The sequence below is a fragment of the Bacteroides cellulosilyticus genome (assembly GCF_020091405.1).
Taxonomy (GTDB): domain Bacteria; phylum Bacteroidota; class Bacteroidia; order Bacteroidales; family Bacteroidaceae; genus Bacteroides.
This window is the reverse complement of sequence record NZ_CP081903.1, coordinates 1962183-1977179: the sequence shown is the minus strand read 5'-3', so window position 1 is coordinate 1977179 and position 14997 is coordinate 1962183. Positions and strand designations below refer to the sequence as shown.

Annotated in this window: 7 protein-coding genes; 1 reads left to right on the top strand and 6 read right to left on the bottom strand. The window is 44.6% G+C overall.

From position 1 onward, the window contains the following. Positions 1-45 precede the first annotated feature (45 nt). Positions 46-372, top strand: coding sequence for a DUF4143 domain-containing protein (locus K6V21_RS06745; RefSeq protein WP_224321308.1), 327 nt, complete (start codon positions 46-48; stop codon positions 370-372). Positions 373-1062: 690 nt separating this feature from the next. On the opposite strand, the gene K6V21_RS06740 is transcribed toward K6V21_RS06745, so the two are convergent. The 6 genes from K6V21_RS06740 to K6V21_RS06715 all read right to left on the bottom strand — a co-directional run bounded on the left by K6V21_RS06740 (position 1063) and on the right by K6V21_RS06715 (position 14649). Then, the gene (locus K6V21_RS06740; RefSeq protein WP_224321307.1) at positions 1063-3942 is read right to left on the bottom strand and encodes an Ig-like domain-containing protein; all 2880 of its coding nucleotides are present in this window, start codon (positions 3940-3942) and stop codon (positions 1063-1065) included. A gap of 29 nt (positions 3943-3971) precedes the next feature. Beyond that, complete coding sequence (locus K6V21_RS06735; RefSeq protein ID WP_224321306.1) at positions 3972-5099, bottom strand: acyltransferase family protein; 1128 nt, start codon at positions 5097-5099, stop codon at positions 3972-3974. 30 nt (positions 5100-5129) lie between these two features. Then, a complete protein-coding gene (locus K6V21_RS06730) occupies positions 5130-7454 on the bottom strand; it encodes a family 20 glycosylhydrolase (RefSeq protein ID WP_224321305.1) in 2325 nt (774 codons plus the stop codon). Positions 7455-7534: 80 nt separating this feature from the next. Continuing rightward, entirely contained in the window at positions 7535-9409 is a 1875-nt protein-coding gene (locus tag K6V21_RS06725; protein WP_224321304.1) for a DUF5006 domain-containing protein, read from the bottom strand. Positions 9410-9455: 46 nt separating this feature from the next. After that, positions 9456-11309: a RagB/SusD family nutrient uptake outer membrane protein gene (locus K6V21_RS06720; protein ID WP_224321303.1), complete on the bottom strand. Its 1854-nt coding sequence runs from the start codon at positions 11307-11309 to the stop codon at positions 9456-9458. A gap of 16 nt (positions 11310-11325) precedes the next feature. Further along, positions 11326-14649 (bottom strand): SusC/RagA family TonB-linked outer membrane protein, encoded by a 3324-nt coding sequence (locus K6V21_RS06715; RefSeq protein WP_217713029.1) that lies wholly within the window; start codon positions 14647-14649, stop codon positions 11326-11328. Between the last annotated feature and the right edge of the window lie 348 nt (positions 14650-14997).

Sequence of the window (14997 nt, the reverse complement as noted above, 5' to 3'; positions counted from 1 at the left end):
TTGCACATTTGGACAAATTTTCAGTTGAACTTAAAATTTGTCCAAATGTATAATAATAGACTAATACATAGAGACTTGTCAGAAACAATGAAAGAGGGTACTAATAAAGGAAAGGAAGAATACCTCTATTTCTATCGGGACAAGACGCAACGGGAAGTGGACGTCATACGAATGAAAGCAAATAATATAGAAGCGTATGAAATCAAAGCAGGTATGACTTATAATAGCGACTACTTCAAACACCTGAAATATTTGCAAGAGTTATTAAAAGACCGTATTACACGGACAGCTGTTATCTATGATGGGAAACAAGAAAATGATAAAGCAATAAATGGCATTTATAATTTCCGCAATTTCCATTTAGATCCATAATTTATAAGGATTTCCCATCTTGCAAACTTTTTCGCAAGAAGTGATCTGCCATATTCAGAAAAAGCAGCATTCGTATAGGCGGTTTCTTCATTGAAAGTTCCGGACTAAAAGATTATCAGGTAGAATATATGGGATTATCTATGGAAGACATGTAAGCTACCATACAAATAAACATCCATTACGCAGTTTTGATATCATAAAGACAACGATTTAGCCTTTTAGGCTAAATCCCTTTTATACAAAAGAGATGAAACAGAAGAAATCCTGCATATAGTATGGCATCCATATACAGGATTTTCGTATAATATACCTCCTTTATGCACTAATCCGGCAGAAAAAGCTAATATCTTGCCGACAAACTCTTAACTTCCTGCCGACAAGAAGTTAACTTCTTGCGAACAAAGAGTTAACTTCATCGTAGAGGAACACACTTTTTACCGTAGAAAAACACCTCCGTTTAATGTAAGATCACAGTAAGGAGTCGTAGAGGAACACACTTTTTACCGTAGAAAAACACCACTTTCCTTATAAAGAAACGAATTGAAGAGGGTACTCCGATTTATTAGAATTGTAAATAATCTGATATTCCGGTGATTTTCCAACACTTACAGATTTTCGTTCCAATCTTTTCATATATTCCATAAAGAAGGACGAAAGAACGTATTCTAAAGCCATGAAATATACAAAATGTCAGAATGGCAAAGCCATCTTTTTGTTCTCTTTATAATCAAGCGCCCTATTCTTTATCTTCAACCGACTGATAGCATTACCCAACGAAGAGTTTACGATGACCTTCCCTGGTTTAATGTCCGGATTCACGATAGCAACATCATAAGCCGATTGCTCCAATTCACCATTCAGATAAATTTTCAACATCCCATTCCGCTCACGGCACAGCGATACAAAAAACTCACTATTGTTATTTACTGCTTGTCCGGATATCACCTTCAGTCCTCCAACCATGAACACCAGATGTCCGTCAATATCTAAATCCACCGATAAATCCTTCCCCTGATGCAGTAAAGAAACACCTGATTTATCTGTTTTCAAACAGAAAGAAAGATTAAAATCACTGCCGCCGACAACTCCTATCGAAGCCGGTATTTCCTGGTTCTCAAAATAGTTGAAAACCATCCGCAGCGCTTTGCCATTCCCAGCATCATCTTTCACACCTGAGACATCCAAGCGATACTTACCCTCCTGCTCCATTTCTTGAGCCAACGTCAAAGTTACCATACGCCTGTCCGCAGAAAGCGAAACGCTCTTCACCTCATTCCCCGGAACAATAAACGTCCCTTCATCCAAGACCACCGGTTCATTGAACTCTACTGTCAAAGTCGTTGGAGAAGTAGTCTTGACCATTCGCAATACAGGGACTTTCTTATCAGCTGTAGTACTGAACTTCCAGATTCGCACCTCTCCCGGTTGCAGGCTTAATGAGACCTCTTCACCATAACCGAACAAATGATTCCTGCCAGAATCACCCTGTCCATCGGTACGATATGCCCACACAGTCGTACGATACAATCCTTTCAATCCCTCCGGCATTCCAATGGTACGATCCAGTATAAAAGAGAATTTCTTTACCTGATCCGACGGATTGCGGACTGAAATAATTCCTTCTCCATCGGACCATGCAGAAAAGCCATAAGGAGTGCCCTTCGCAGGCGTCTGCCCTATCAACTTGGCATGCTTCAATATCGGATAATTATCCTGAATCCAATGCAGCACATCCGCATTTATCACCCATTTCTGCCCCTCGTTCATCATATTATAGCTATAATAAAGTTCCCAGAAAGCAGTGCCACGAGTGGCCATCATCATCAGATAGGTACGGAATTCGTCATCATCCATCTTCCCGGCAAGTTTGGCAGTACTACCATAAATAGGATCGTGATTATAGATATGCGCCAAAGGAAACTGAAAAGCGCGGGTCTTCACAAAATCAAAATAACGGTCGTCCCTGTACGATAAAAGCTGGTCGAGTTGAGAGGGACGCTTCACATTCAACCTCCCAATATCCTGCGAGTTCTGCATCCAGACCGAGTTGGCCCATTGCAGGAACCACGGACTGGGATTCACGTAGCAAGTAAGATTAATCCATAAGTCATCCCGTTTCTCGCCACGCTGGTCACGTATTGCCCGGAGAATGTCAATCCAGCGTTCCCAGTGCTCCGTGACGTAGTACATTCCCTGATATCCTCCGGAGATATAATTCCCTTGCGGGTCGGGCTGTGGGGCACGTACCAGGAATCCATCCAATTTCCAGTAGTTTACGCCGAACTTCTGTTGGCAATATAAGAAGAAGGTCTTCATCTTTTGCAAGTACACCTTGTGATTGGTGCAGATGTCGTTTGTGTACCGGTTCAGTTTACCGTTTCCATTTTCTTCAAGGAAGCGGGCGAATTTGATATAATAATTATAGCCTCCACGAGGTCCCAGCCACAATCCGAAGTCGGAAGCAAGCCGATGCGACAAGTCCGAAGGAGTGACCAGTTCATTCGGGAACTTACTGTTGAACGACCAGAACCCGGTTTTATTCTCTTCCTGCCAAGGTCCGTAAGCATTCCACCCGTCGTCCACCACGTATGAGTCGAGAGGACGAACGCCGTTCTGCGTCAACCCACGTTCCACCTCACGGAAAGAATCGAGGATATTATTCTCATTGATGTCCAACATGAAATCGTACCATGAATTGTATTGTATGCGGAGGTCAATCGGGACGGAAATGTCTTGGATATAACTGAAGAAATCTGTTTGGATGACATCCATATCTGTGCTACGGGTAGCGCCAATCACCTCTTTCCAGGTAGAGAAAGTCCCTTCCTCCAAACGACCTTCTTCCGCAAGCATTTCAAAATTCTTGCCCGAATAGTAACGGATGCGCACCGTGTTATCTTTAGTGATTTCTGTTTCCGCTGCCGGAAATTCAAGCCCGAAGAACATAGCCTGCACGTATACCGGTTGCCCCAGGGAGATATAATAGCCACTCACTCCCCCTACGCCTTTTTCCATCTCCGGATGTGTCCAGGTGGCAATTCCTTCCGGCAGTTTCATCGGCTCGAAATCAATATAGTCGATACGTGCCTGGCTACGTTGGGAGTCAGGGACCGCAATCTCCAGATACTTCTTCATATAATGTTTCCCCTTTTCCAGAGTGAACACCATATTTATCTGCCAGTCCACTCCTTCAAACCGGAAAGTCTTATAATGGAAAGTTAGCTTCCTGCCATTTTTCTCCATATCTGCCAGTTGCACATCATCCAGTGAAAGTTTTGACGAACAGATATCCGCCGCCACAGAGTCGGGTCCCACCAGTGTACGGATAAGAAACTCTTCGGAAGCTGCCTCGGGAATAATCCGGACCGGATTCTTTCCCGTGCGTTTATTCACAACCATTCGCGTACTAACCCGTCCGTTTGCCAATGAAAACTCACGGGCCAGAAACTCATTTCCAATCGTCACCACATCTCCGGTACGGGTGATATAGACTTCTTTAGTATCAGCCGCCGTCATAGAAAGGCACCAGCCCCAAAGCAGCATTGAAAGAATATAAAAGTGTTTCATCATACTATCTTACTTGAATAATTATCATTTCATTAAACCTTTAAAAATAATCCGCACTTGTACATAGCCCTCAGCAGTAAGAAGAGAATCAGATAGTTAGCAAAAGTAAGCCATACGGGATACCACGTCCCCAGATATTGCTCCAACCCATAGCTCACCGAAGCGGCGACACAACGGAAGTTCACCACCTCGCCCAGCAGATAGGCCGTAATGGAATTCATGCCATACACCTTCAGCCAAGCCAGTCCACGGGTATGTCCTTTATAATCTATCCAATAATAAAACAACGCCATTAGCAGAAAACAATAACCACCGGAGAGTAACGTCATACTCCCTGTCCATAAGCGCTTAATGACAGGCATCTGCAAGCTCCACAACAGTCCCAGTCCCACCAGTACCAGTCCGGCCACCGACAATATCCGCACCACTCTCTTCCGATCCGTTTTCCCTTCCTTCATTATCTTCCCGGCAAAAGCGCCCAGCATCACGGTAACTCCGAAGGTCAGACTACTCCATATCCACGTATACGTGTAATGGGGCGAGAAACTCCAACTCCCGTCTTCATTCCAATAAACCCCATCGCGGAAGCGCCCCAACACACATTTGTCCACCTGAGCGGCAAAGTTTCCCTCCGGTGTAAAATCGCCCAGGAAGGTCATGGGAGTCCAATACAGGAGGAGTAACAACAAGGTTACTCCCACCTGCCACTTGGATGAAAAATGCAACTGTATTACCGCCGCCATAAAATAACCGACGGCAATGGATTGTAATGTATTCGAATAAATAACCAGATGCCGACTGTCCAGCCCAAGCAAATTTCCCTGAACTATCATCCCGAAAATGAACAGCAAAGCCACCCGTTTAAGAATCCTCCTGTAAACAGGCCAATAACTACCGGAAACACCTTTGTACTTCGACAGCGAAAAAGGCATCGAAGCTCCCGTCATAAACAGGAAAAGCGGCATCACAAGATCCCAGAAACGGAACCCTTCCCAAACCTCGTGGTCGAACTGATAGAGGATGCCATTAAGGAACGGCACATCCAACTGCCGTGCCAGCACCCAAAGCACCGGCTGGAAAAAGACAAGAAGAAACAGGTCAAAACCCCGGAGGATATCCAACGAGGCCAACCGTGTGTTATTCTCTGAAAGTTTATTCATTGTAAAAAATCTGTTTTATATTTCCGGCTTTTATTCGATTATCATCTCATCAAAAAGTATTCTCGCCTCCTGCCCCGGACGTACATGACCTTCCGGACAAACTCCGGGCCCTTTGGCGGTCACACGCACATACCGTGCCTGCACGCCTCCCATCTCCAGTGCCAGGTCTTCTATAAAGTTTCCCTCCTGGAACACCTCCTGAGATGTGAAATTCAGCGTACCGACTTTCCTGAAGTTACAATTATCGTCCGATATCTCCACGTTGACGGTTACCGGCTTATGTATAGCCATTCCGGAACTTGTGATACATCCCAGTGTGAATGTATTCAGAACTTCTTTCTTTAGCAAGTCCACCGTAAAGGAAACAGAATCGTTCTTGGTCCACGAGCACCACTCAAAGTCCGAATATTTCAGGCTCCCACGTATTCCGTTGGTCAGGAGTTTCTCACTCGGATTGCTTCCCAATGCAGGTTTGGCAGTAGCCAGATTCCACTGGATGGGAAGTGTCAGTGTCTTTCCCATCTGCCTGCCTTGTGCAAAAGTAGCGCATTTAAGTGTCCGTTCTTCTTCGACAGTCAATTCTTTTTCATAGAGCGGTGAAGCCGCTGTCGGTTCACGGCCATCCACCGTATAGTGAATATCCACATCCGGGCGGATACATTCCAGTTTCACCTTCAACACTCCATCTTCCGGTGTCACCGTATGCTGAATGTTATACATGGAACGGGAATAGACGATTCCCTTGGCCGTCAGACGCTCGTCATACACATCCAATGCCCGCAGGAACGACGCCCAATCCTTCGCCCCGGGCTGTGTCCATGCCACTTCCGCCAGCGCTGCCAAACGGGGAAACACCAGATAATCCACATCCTCCGGCTTATTGCAGAATTCCGTCCACATGGATGCCTGCACTCCCATCAGCAACGACTCATATTCCGGCTTCCAATCCGCCTGTACTGGTTCGTAATCGTAGATATCTTTCAGCGTATTGTTTCCGAAATAAGTCTGGGGCTCGAACCATTGGGGGCCCTGATATCGGATCAAGTACATAATTCGTGCAGGCGTCATAATGAATCGGTGTCCTTTCTCAGCGGCTTTCAATGCTGCCGCTCCCAGTCCTCTCCACCCCTGAATAACCACTCCTTCGGGTAAGAAACTACTGTTTGTCAGTTCGTCCCAGCCAATCACTTCCCGACCTTTGCCCCGTACATATTCACTCATCCGTTTCATAAAGTAACCTTGCAGATCTTCTTCATTGGCAAGGTGCTCTTTTTTCATCCGCTCCTGGCAGAGCGGACACTTTTTCCAATAGACTTTCTGAGCCTCATCGCCTCCCAGATGAATATATCGCGAAGGGAACAATGCCATCACTTCGTCCAGCACATCCTGCAGGAAAGTAAAGACACTATCTTTTCCGGCACAGTAAATCACTCCTGAGTTGCCTCCACCCAGTCCCGGTATCACTCCGATATAACCCTTCACAGCCGGACAGGTAAATTCCGGATAAGCCGCCAGCGCGGCATTGCTATGAGCCGGCATATCAATTTCGGGAATCACCTCTATCTGCCGTTCAGCAGCATAAGCCACCATTTCTTTAATGTCTTCCTGGGTATAGAATCCTCCGATAGGCGTAGGCTCCCCCGGTTGCGGGTTGCGCCGGAAATAAAAGGGAACATCCATGTGATTGACCCTCCAGGCTCCCACTTCCGTCAGCCGGGGGTATTTCTTGATTTCAATTCTCCAGCCATTGTCATCCGTCAGATGGAAATGGAGCGTATTGATTTTAAGCATCGCCATGCAGTCCATAATGCGCATTACATTTTCTTTGGGAATGAAGAAACGGGCGGCGTCCAGCATCAATGCCCGGTAAGGGAAGCGCGGCTCATCCTGAATCGTCACTGCGGGTATGCTCCAGACCATATCCTTCACCGGCTGATTGCCTTCAATAGCCGCAGGCAGCAACAAACGGAGGGTTTGCAACGCATAAAAGAATCCTTTCGTATCCGAAGCTTTGACCTGAATGTCTTCCGGAGTAACTTCCAGTAAGTACGCTTCGCTTTTAAAAGAAGAGTCAGTCGTAAAACGGAGCTGACTCTTCTCACTCTTACCCATTGTCAACTGAGGGGTTATCCCTGAACTTTTCGTAAACAAACCGATAAAATTGCGAGCGATGGCGGCCTGTTCCTGATTCTCTACGGAGAACACAGTTCCGGCCGAAATAGTAAAGTTCCCGTTGCCCGGCACGATGCGCACCGGGCTGGGAACTATTGAGATGGGGGTTGGTGTCAAGTCGTCAGCGCACATACCCGCCAAAGGCAGCAACGCCATAAGTATGATTAAGATGTTTTTCTTCATGGCAATCGGGTTAAAAAGAATCATCCGGGAGAGAACTCCGATGAGCCCTCCTCCCGGATGATTTATAATAAAACTACCTATTAATAGAATTTGGTTCCATTCTTGGTCTGCCCCTGTTCATAGTCCGCAACCGAAGCTTTGTTGATGTAGGTACGAACCCAGTCAATTTCCAGACGAGGAATAGCATCGTTATCACGATCCCGTTCATAGTTGTTGAAGCTTGCAAAGCCGGAATCCCAACCTGCGTCGGGAGCCCATACGCCACCGGTTTCCGTACCACCGCCAAGTGCCCACTTGTTGGGTGCGCCCATGGTAAGTATGAATTTAAGTCCCTTCTGGTTCTTGGCATTGGTGAAGGTCCAATCCTCCTCACTGCATTCACTCTTCTTCAGGCATACGGTTTCTACACCATTGATACCTAATGCAATTTCTTCGCCGGAGCGCCATTCCATCCAATAAACATTCCAATCATTCATATTTATCGAATTCTGAGCAGATTTGCTACCCTTGTTCTCATTTGCAGAAAGCCCATAGTGGAAAGTCTGGAATGCTTTATTACCGGTGATAGGACCAACCGGATTTTCAAGAATATCCACTTCCGAATAAGTAGGACTTGACCCTGAATCATCCGACATCAGCCATATACCCATATTGAATCCATTTTTTTCACCACGAAGACGGGCACGGACTTCCATTCTGCAACCTTCCAGTATCAGCTGGCTGTTGGACTTCCAAGGAGAACCTGTACCACATGCATAGAACGCTGCCGTACCATAGTCTCTCTCTCCCTTTCCACCACCTGTAGCCGTTGACGGCACTTTCATCTGAATCATCTTCAGAATTCCTTCTTCCGTAATATTAGAGAATTGTTCATTAAAGACAGCTGCATGATTCTGGGCAACCGCCGTGTTACGGGCTGCCAGGAAGAGAGGCACTTTATTCTTGAATGCGTTACCATCATTCCACATATCACCGGAGTTGCCTACACTATGGAATTCCCATGCGTTATAGAACTTCCAACCTTCAGCAGCCAAATCCGCATTGGGATGCGAGTTCATTTCCTTCATCGGAATAATTTCCCCGTACTGGTCGGCCACAGCCGCCTGCCTACCACTCGAAGCAAACGGAACTGCAGGTCTGTCATATACCCAGCGTTCGTCAAGCAGCCTGTCTCCTCTACCTACTTCGAGGTCTTTCATCAAAATCTCGATTCTTGTCTTATCCAATGGATGAACACCGGAAAGAGTCGTGAAATCAAGTACCAATGTTTCGTGCTGCGAAGGATCGGGATTATGTTTGGTCTTGACTACCGCTTCCGCCAATTGCTCGCCGGCTTTGATAGTCAGTTTGGCAGGAGGCAGCGTTTCATAGAAAACTTTCTGTGCATCGGGGATGGATATGTTGACATCCACATCATCCGTCACCGGAACAGAAACCTGTGCCTGAATAGTGAACTTGTCACCTTCGTTAATCTCATTGTCCGCATTGTTTTTCAACGATACCACGGTATAATTGTGATCAGAGACAACGATAGACAGAGAAGGATCAGTCACTTTATACCCTCGTACAAAAGCCAGTACGTTTACATACACTTTTTCTTGGGGTTTAAGGCCGCTTTCTACCACCGGCAATTCAATCTTCAATTCACTTACCCCCTTCGGAAAAGTAACCATCGAAGGAAAATCCTTGAATACAGCTTTCGATACATCCGTTTCTCCATCTTTAGCGGTCAGATAAACATCAAAATCTTCATTGGATACCGACTCCGGATTGTCCGCGTCGTTCACTTTGATGGTAAGAACTAACTTATCTCCCATCACAAAACTTTTTCCATTTGCCTCCACTATCAACGGGACGCTTTCCGGCAACGGAGCCATCGCATCGTCATCGCAACTTGCAAAACCTGTGGATAGTAAGCAAGCAGATAAAAACGTATATAGAATTCTTTTTATCATAACAATATGGTTTATTTAGAAATTAAATATTTATTCATCCGTATTTTTACCAACCCGGATTTTGTATCATCTTGTGGTTCATCAGTAATTCATCAGCCGGTATCGGCATCAAGTAATCCCGATTCAGATTGAAAAGATATCCTTCGGGCAGATATTCTTTCAATGGATCCATCCAGCCATCATTATCTTTCAATACCAGTTTTAATGATTTGCGTCCATCAGGTGAGAAACTCTTATACAGAATGCCATCTTCGCCCAGATAGGCACCTCTGCCACGCCCCTTTGCTCCTTTTAGTACATCGGCACCCGCCCAACGCATCAAGTCGTCCAGGCGGAATCCCTGAAGAGAGAGCTCCGAACGCCTTTCACGACGGATCTCCTGCAACACGGGAGTAAGTCCGGTAAAGGGGAAGTTCGGGTCAACCAAAGTCGGTTTCACATACGTCACTCCCGCTCTTTCGCGTAGTGGCTTCAATGTTTTCTCTAACACACTATCATCACATTTATTTAGTTCTTCTGCAGCCTCCGCATAGCAAAGCAAACCTTCTGCATAACGAAATAAAATGATACCCGTCTGAGAGTTATCAGCCACATAAGTCGTATCAATGCCTAAACGAATATGGAATCCGGTCACACTCTTGCTATTGCCATCACCATTCAGGTTAGGAGATACGATATCGGCATTCTTTTCCTTAACTTCTTCTTCGCTGCCCGTTTCATCATAGGCTCGCACATTCATCGGTTTCGACGAACTGGAAGCTAATGATGAACGGTATTTGCATCCACTATGCATCACAGTCACCAGCAATCTCGCATCCCGTCCTTCAAACGTCTTATTGAAATCCTTGAATTTCTCGTCGTTGGGGTCAATAAAAGTGCCATCTGCATTCAAAAAGTTATCTACCAACGATTTTGACAAGCCTGAAGGGCCTTGACCGTCTACTACACCTGCAGCAAGCAAAGAGCTCAGTTTGTGGAAAATACCAGAATTAATATCATACTTCTTCCATAAGACAGCCTCAGAAATTTCGGAAAGATTATCCTTATTAAATAAATGTGCAAAAGCATCCTCCGTATTAATAGCCTCTTTATCCGTCGCTTTCGTATTCAGAGCCAAGCCTGAAGAGAATAATTGCTGGTCACCCCAGTCCAACACTTCCTGAAAAAACTCTGCGGAGTTATCTTCCTTAGCAAATTCAGTCCCTTTATGATACTTCTCCCACGAACCTTCATAGAGCGCAACCCGCATAGCCAGAATAGTGGCAGCCTCTTTACTGACCCGCAATCCTTGATATTTACCACGAGGAAGCAGTTCTGCCCGTGCCTCCGGAATTTGTCCGATGGCTGCCTTCAGGTCATTCAATATAAACCGGACAACATCCGAACGTTTGGTAGCGGGTATTTGTAATCCCTCGACCGTTGCATTCGCGTCCCAGAATCCATCCATAACGGGTATATCGCCAAAACGGGTGAGTAAATAGAAATGCCAATAAGCACGGAAGAAGTAAGCTTCTCCTTTGAGCGAACGAACTTCGGCTGTTTCCAAAGTTTCAGGAACTTTGTAATACTCAAAGAAATAGTTGACATTACGCAAATTCTGATAGCCTTTCGACCAACTATCCGAACCACTGAACAGAGTATTTTCACCATTCAAACGTCTGTCATACTTCTCCGCCAAAATGTTATCGCTATTCACTTCTTCGCCTCTGACTCCCATTCCAAATTGCGTGGGAACCGCCAATGCTGTATATAAAGCGTTAATATAGTTCTCTACCTGTTCACGACCTGACAGGAAATTCGTGTTATCAGGCTGCGTCAACGGCTTCCGGTCCAGAAAATCGGAGCAAGCGGACAACATCAGCCCCATAAAAGCTGTTAGGATGATTATTTTCTTTTTCATGATATTTCCTCTCTAATTAAAATGTGACATCAATTCCAAATACGAAGTTCCTGTTCATTGGATAAACCCTGCCGTTACCATTAGCTTTCAAAGGTGAGGTCAATGCAGGGGCGGCATCATTACTACCTCCGACCCAACTATTCACCTGATTAATAGTTTCCGGGTCAAACTGTTGCGGTAATTTAGAAATTGTGAACAGATTATCGCAAGTGAGATATACTTTCAAATTACTCAGTCCGATACTTTTCAGCATTTGAGGTTTAAAAGTATAAGATACCATCAAATTCTTCAAACGTATATAGGCTGCATTCAGCAAATAGCGGGTTGTGTTATAACCAGTATTCGCTTCAAAGTCCTGGGTATTCGTGTCAACCAAGCGCGGTAAGTATGCGTCAGGCTGTTGAGCACTGAAATGGTCAAGATGTTCTTTGAAGTAGCAGTCGCCACCATATAAATAATTACCACCTGCCATCGGGAACTGTCTTTTGGCAACTCCCTGGAAGAGGGCAGATACTTCAAATCCTTTATATCCTGCATTCAGATTGATACCGAAAGAGTATTTAGGAGTCGCATTACCGATAACCTTCAGATCTCCATGGTCGGACAGAGTACCTTTACCCGGGTCTACCTTTCCATCGCCATTGGAATCAATATACTTCAAGTCACCACGTTGCCATAGGTTATCGGCTTTAAAGAAACTGAGATCTACCGTTTTGAGGTATTCATCCACTTCACGGTTGGTCATAAAAAGATCGTCGGCCTCGTATCCCCAGATTTCGCCTATATCCATTCCTTCATAATATCCTCTGTTACGTGCCAGACCTGTATGATTATTATAAAGCACTCCATCCGGATTATTGTACTTCGTAATCACAGCTTTATAATTGGACACATTGAATCCGACACCATAGCTAAAGCCACACTTCAGCTCATCATTCCAATTAACGGATAACTCCCAACCACGGTTACGCAACGTTGCATTATTCACTTTGGCACGATTATCCTTACTAATACCTCCAATGGCCGGAGTTGCTTCAGCCGGGCCAATCATATCACGCGTCGTACGCTGATAGAAATCGGCAGTAACAGAAAGCCGACTATCCAGAAGCATCAGGTCGATACCTAAATTAGCATTATCTACCTTTTCCCATGTGATATAAGGACTGATCATCTTAGGCGTTTTAGCAAGTACCCCTTGAGCAGGAACAGGATTTAGCCCTGGTAATATCCATGCATCGCTTGAACCGGGAACTAAATCCATGATTCCAAGATAATCATAAAGTCCGGCACCATTCTGATTACCTAAACGTCCGTAAGAAACACGTACCTTTAATTGAGAAAACGGAAGATCCAACTCCTTGAAATAATTTGTACGGGCAATATCATAACCAGCAGAGAAAGAAGGAAAGAATCCCCAACGGTGCCCCGGAGCAAAACGGGAAGAACCGTCATAACGTCCACTGAATTCCAAAAAATACGTATCCTGATAGTTCCAGTTCATTCGGGCATACATACCCATCGTAGCCCAGTGGGTACGATCTTCTCCTATAGCAGTGCTACCATTGCCATTGGCAATTGAAAATATATCACTGGACAAAAGCCCATCTACATAATAGTATCCATTAGAGTTTTCCTGCATCTCCATCTGGAAACCTGCCATCGCCTTGAAAGAATGTTCACCCCAGCTATGGGCATAAGAGGACATTACATTCGGAGACAGATAATAATTGAATGCATTGCCATGAGTATAAGAACCCCATTTAGAACTTCGCCAATTCATCCCCGGATAGGTATATCCTTGTTGAGTATCTTTATACACTTGCAATTCTCCATCAGGCTTCTCATAAGCAGGGTATCCACGCTTAAAGCTGTTATCTTCCACATCGAAACGAACTTTCATTTCCCCCATAATATCCCAACCCAGCAATGGGGTAACAGTAGCGGAGAAAGACATTGCATCAGATATACGGTTCTGCACGTAGCGTGATTCTTTCATATACCTAAATTCTGAGGCATCGTTATACTGCGAGGCCACCGGATAGTGAGTAGGGGCATTCGGAAGACTTTTCCCAAGAGTAGCATAGAAAATAGTTTGATTAGGCATCGGGCGTTTCAAAATATTCAATGTGATGTTATTATTGAAGTTGAACTTTAACCATTCTTTAGCCTTAATTTCAAATTTCGTATTCACATTATATTTACTGAGGTTATCATCCACTTTGTCTAACAGACCTTCCTGATAAATATATCCCAGCCCCACATAGTAATTGATTTTATCCGAACCTCCCATCACACTCAGGTTATGTGAATGACGCATAGTGGTGCTTTTAAAATAATGATCAAACCAGTCTGTATTGGCATATACCGCATCCATTGAAGAAGCCCAGTCCGTTTTATTTTGATTGGGGTCGATCCCCGGGAACTCAGCAGAATAAGGACTCTTCATAAATCCTTCCATCTTTTCAATAAGCGCGTCAGAGATTTTATGTTTCACGCCCATATTGTCGCAACGTTCGTTCACATAATTAGCAAATTCAACTGAGTTCATCATATTCGGCATATTGATAGGCGCACTGAAGCCGAATGTTCCACGATAAGAGACCTGCATTTTCTCCTTCCGCCCACTCTTGGTGGTGACCAATACCACACCATAGGCGGCACGAGCTCCGTAGACGGCAGCAGCCGAAGCATCCTTCAACACACTGATACTTTCAATATCATTAGGATTTACATTCTGCATGCTTTGTTCAATTCCATCTACCAGTACGTAAGGTTCGCCTCCATTGATGGAACCTATACCACGGATATTGAATTTGATTTCGGCACCTGTTTCACCACCCACACCATCGGAAACGGCATCCGTGGCAAAGTTCAAACCAGCCACGTTACCTTGAAGGGCACTGGTAAGGTCAGTTATCGGACGGTTGACAATAGCATCGGAACTTACCGTAGACACAGCAGCCGTAATGGTGCTACGTTTTTGTTGCCCCATACCTACCACAACAACTTCATCCAGCAGATGCACATCTTCTTTCAATGTGAAGCGATTACCGTCAAGTTTCGTCACCTTGACTTCAAGAGGGGTATAACCGATAAAAGAGATGACCAGCGTGCTGCCGACCTTACCTTGAATGGAGAAGTTACCGTCAATGTCGGTCAGCGTACCATTCTCCGTCCCTTTTACCATGACTGTAGCGCCGATAACGGTTTCACCAGTGTTGTCCAGCACTTGTCCTTTAATCATTTGTTGCTGTGCGAACGCTCTCGGAGATAATAACAGGAGGAGCATCAGAAGAACAACAAAGCAGCTTTGTTTTTTCATAAGCTTCTTTCTTTTCATAATACTAAATTTAATTAACAATAAAAGATTCTATTATATTAGCTAACAAAATAAATCCTTGAGTATGCTGAGAATTGAAGGGCGATGCCTGACAAACTCATAAACGAAAATTTATGTGCAAATGTAAAGCAGGAATAACGAGAAGGGCATTCAAAAATCACCGATTAATATTCAAAAATCACCAGAAGCGCCCGTTTCATCGAAAAAGTGACGATATTCGCAGAGAGAACAATCAAAATTGAAGATTTCGAAACAAGTAACCAAAAAAGCAAATAGAATAAAAATACTTAATTCTATCCAAATTCTATTTTCCATTTAATAATAAGAGCGGAGAAAACACAACATATT

Excerpts from the sequence above, each read along its gene's own strand:
- K6V21_RS06745 (WP_224321308.1), top strand. The coding sequence starts at position 46 with ATGTATAATAATAGACTAATACATAGAGACTTGTCAGAAACAATGAAA.
- K6V21_RS06740 (WP_224321307.1), bottom strand. The coding sequence starts at position 3,942 with ATGATGAAACACTTTTATATTCTTTCAATGCTGCTTTGGGGCTGGTGC.
- K6V21_RS06735 (WP_224321306.1), bottom strand. The coding sequence starts at position 5,099 with ATGAATAAACTTTCAGAGAATAACACACGGTTGGCCTCGTTGGATATC.
- K6V21_RS06730 (WP_224321305.1), bottom strand. The coding sequence starts at position 7,454 with ATGAAGAAAAACATCTTAATCATACTTATGGCGTTGCTGCCTTTGGCG.
- K6V21_RS06725 (WP_224321304.1), bottom strand. The coding sequence starts at position 9,409 with ATGATAAAAAGAATTCTATATACGTTTTTATCTGCTTGCTTACTATCC.
- K6V21_RS06720 (WP_224321303.1), bottom strand. The coding sequence starts at position 11,309 with ATGAAAAAGAAAATAATCATCCTAACAGCTTTTATGGGGCTGATGTTG.
- K6V21_RS06715 (WP_217713029.1), bottom strand. The coding sequence starts at position 14,649 with ATGAAAAGAAAGAAGCTTATGAAAAAACAAAGCTGCTTTGTTGTTCTT.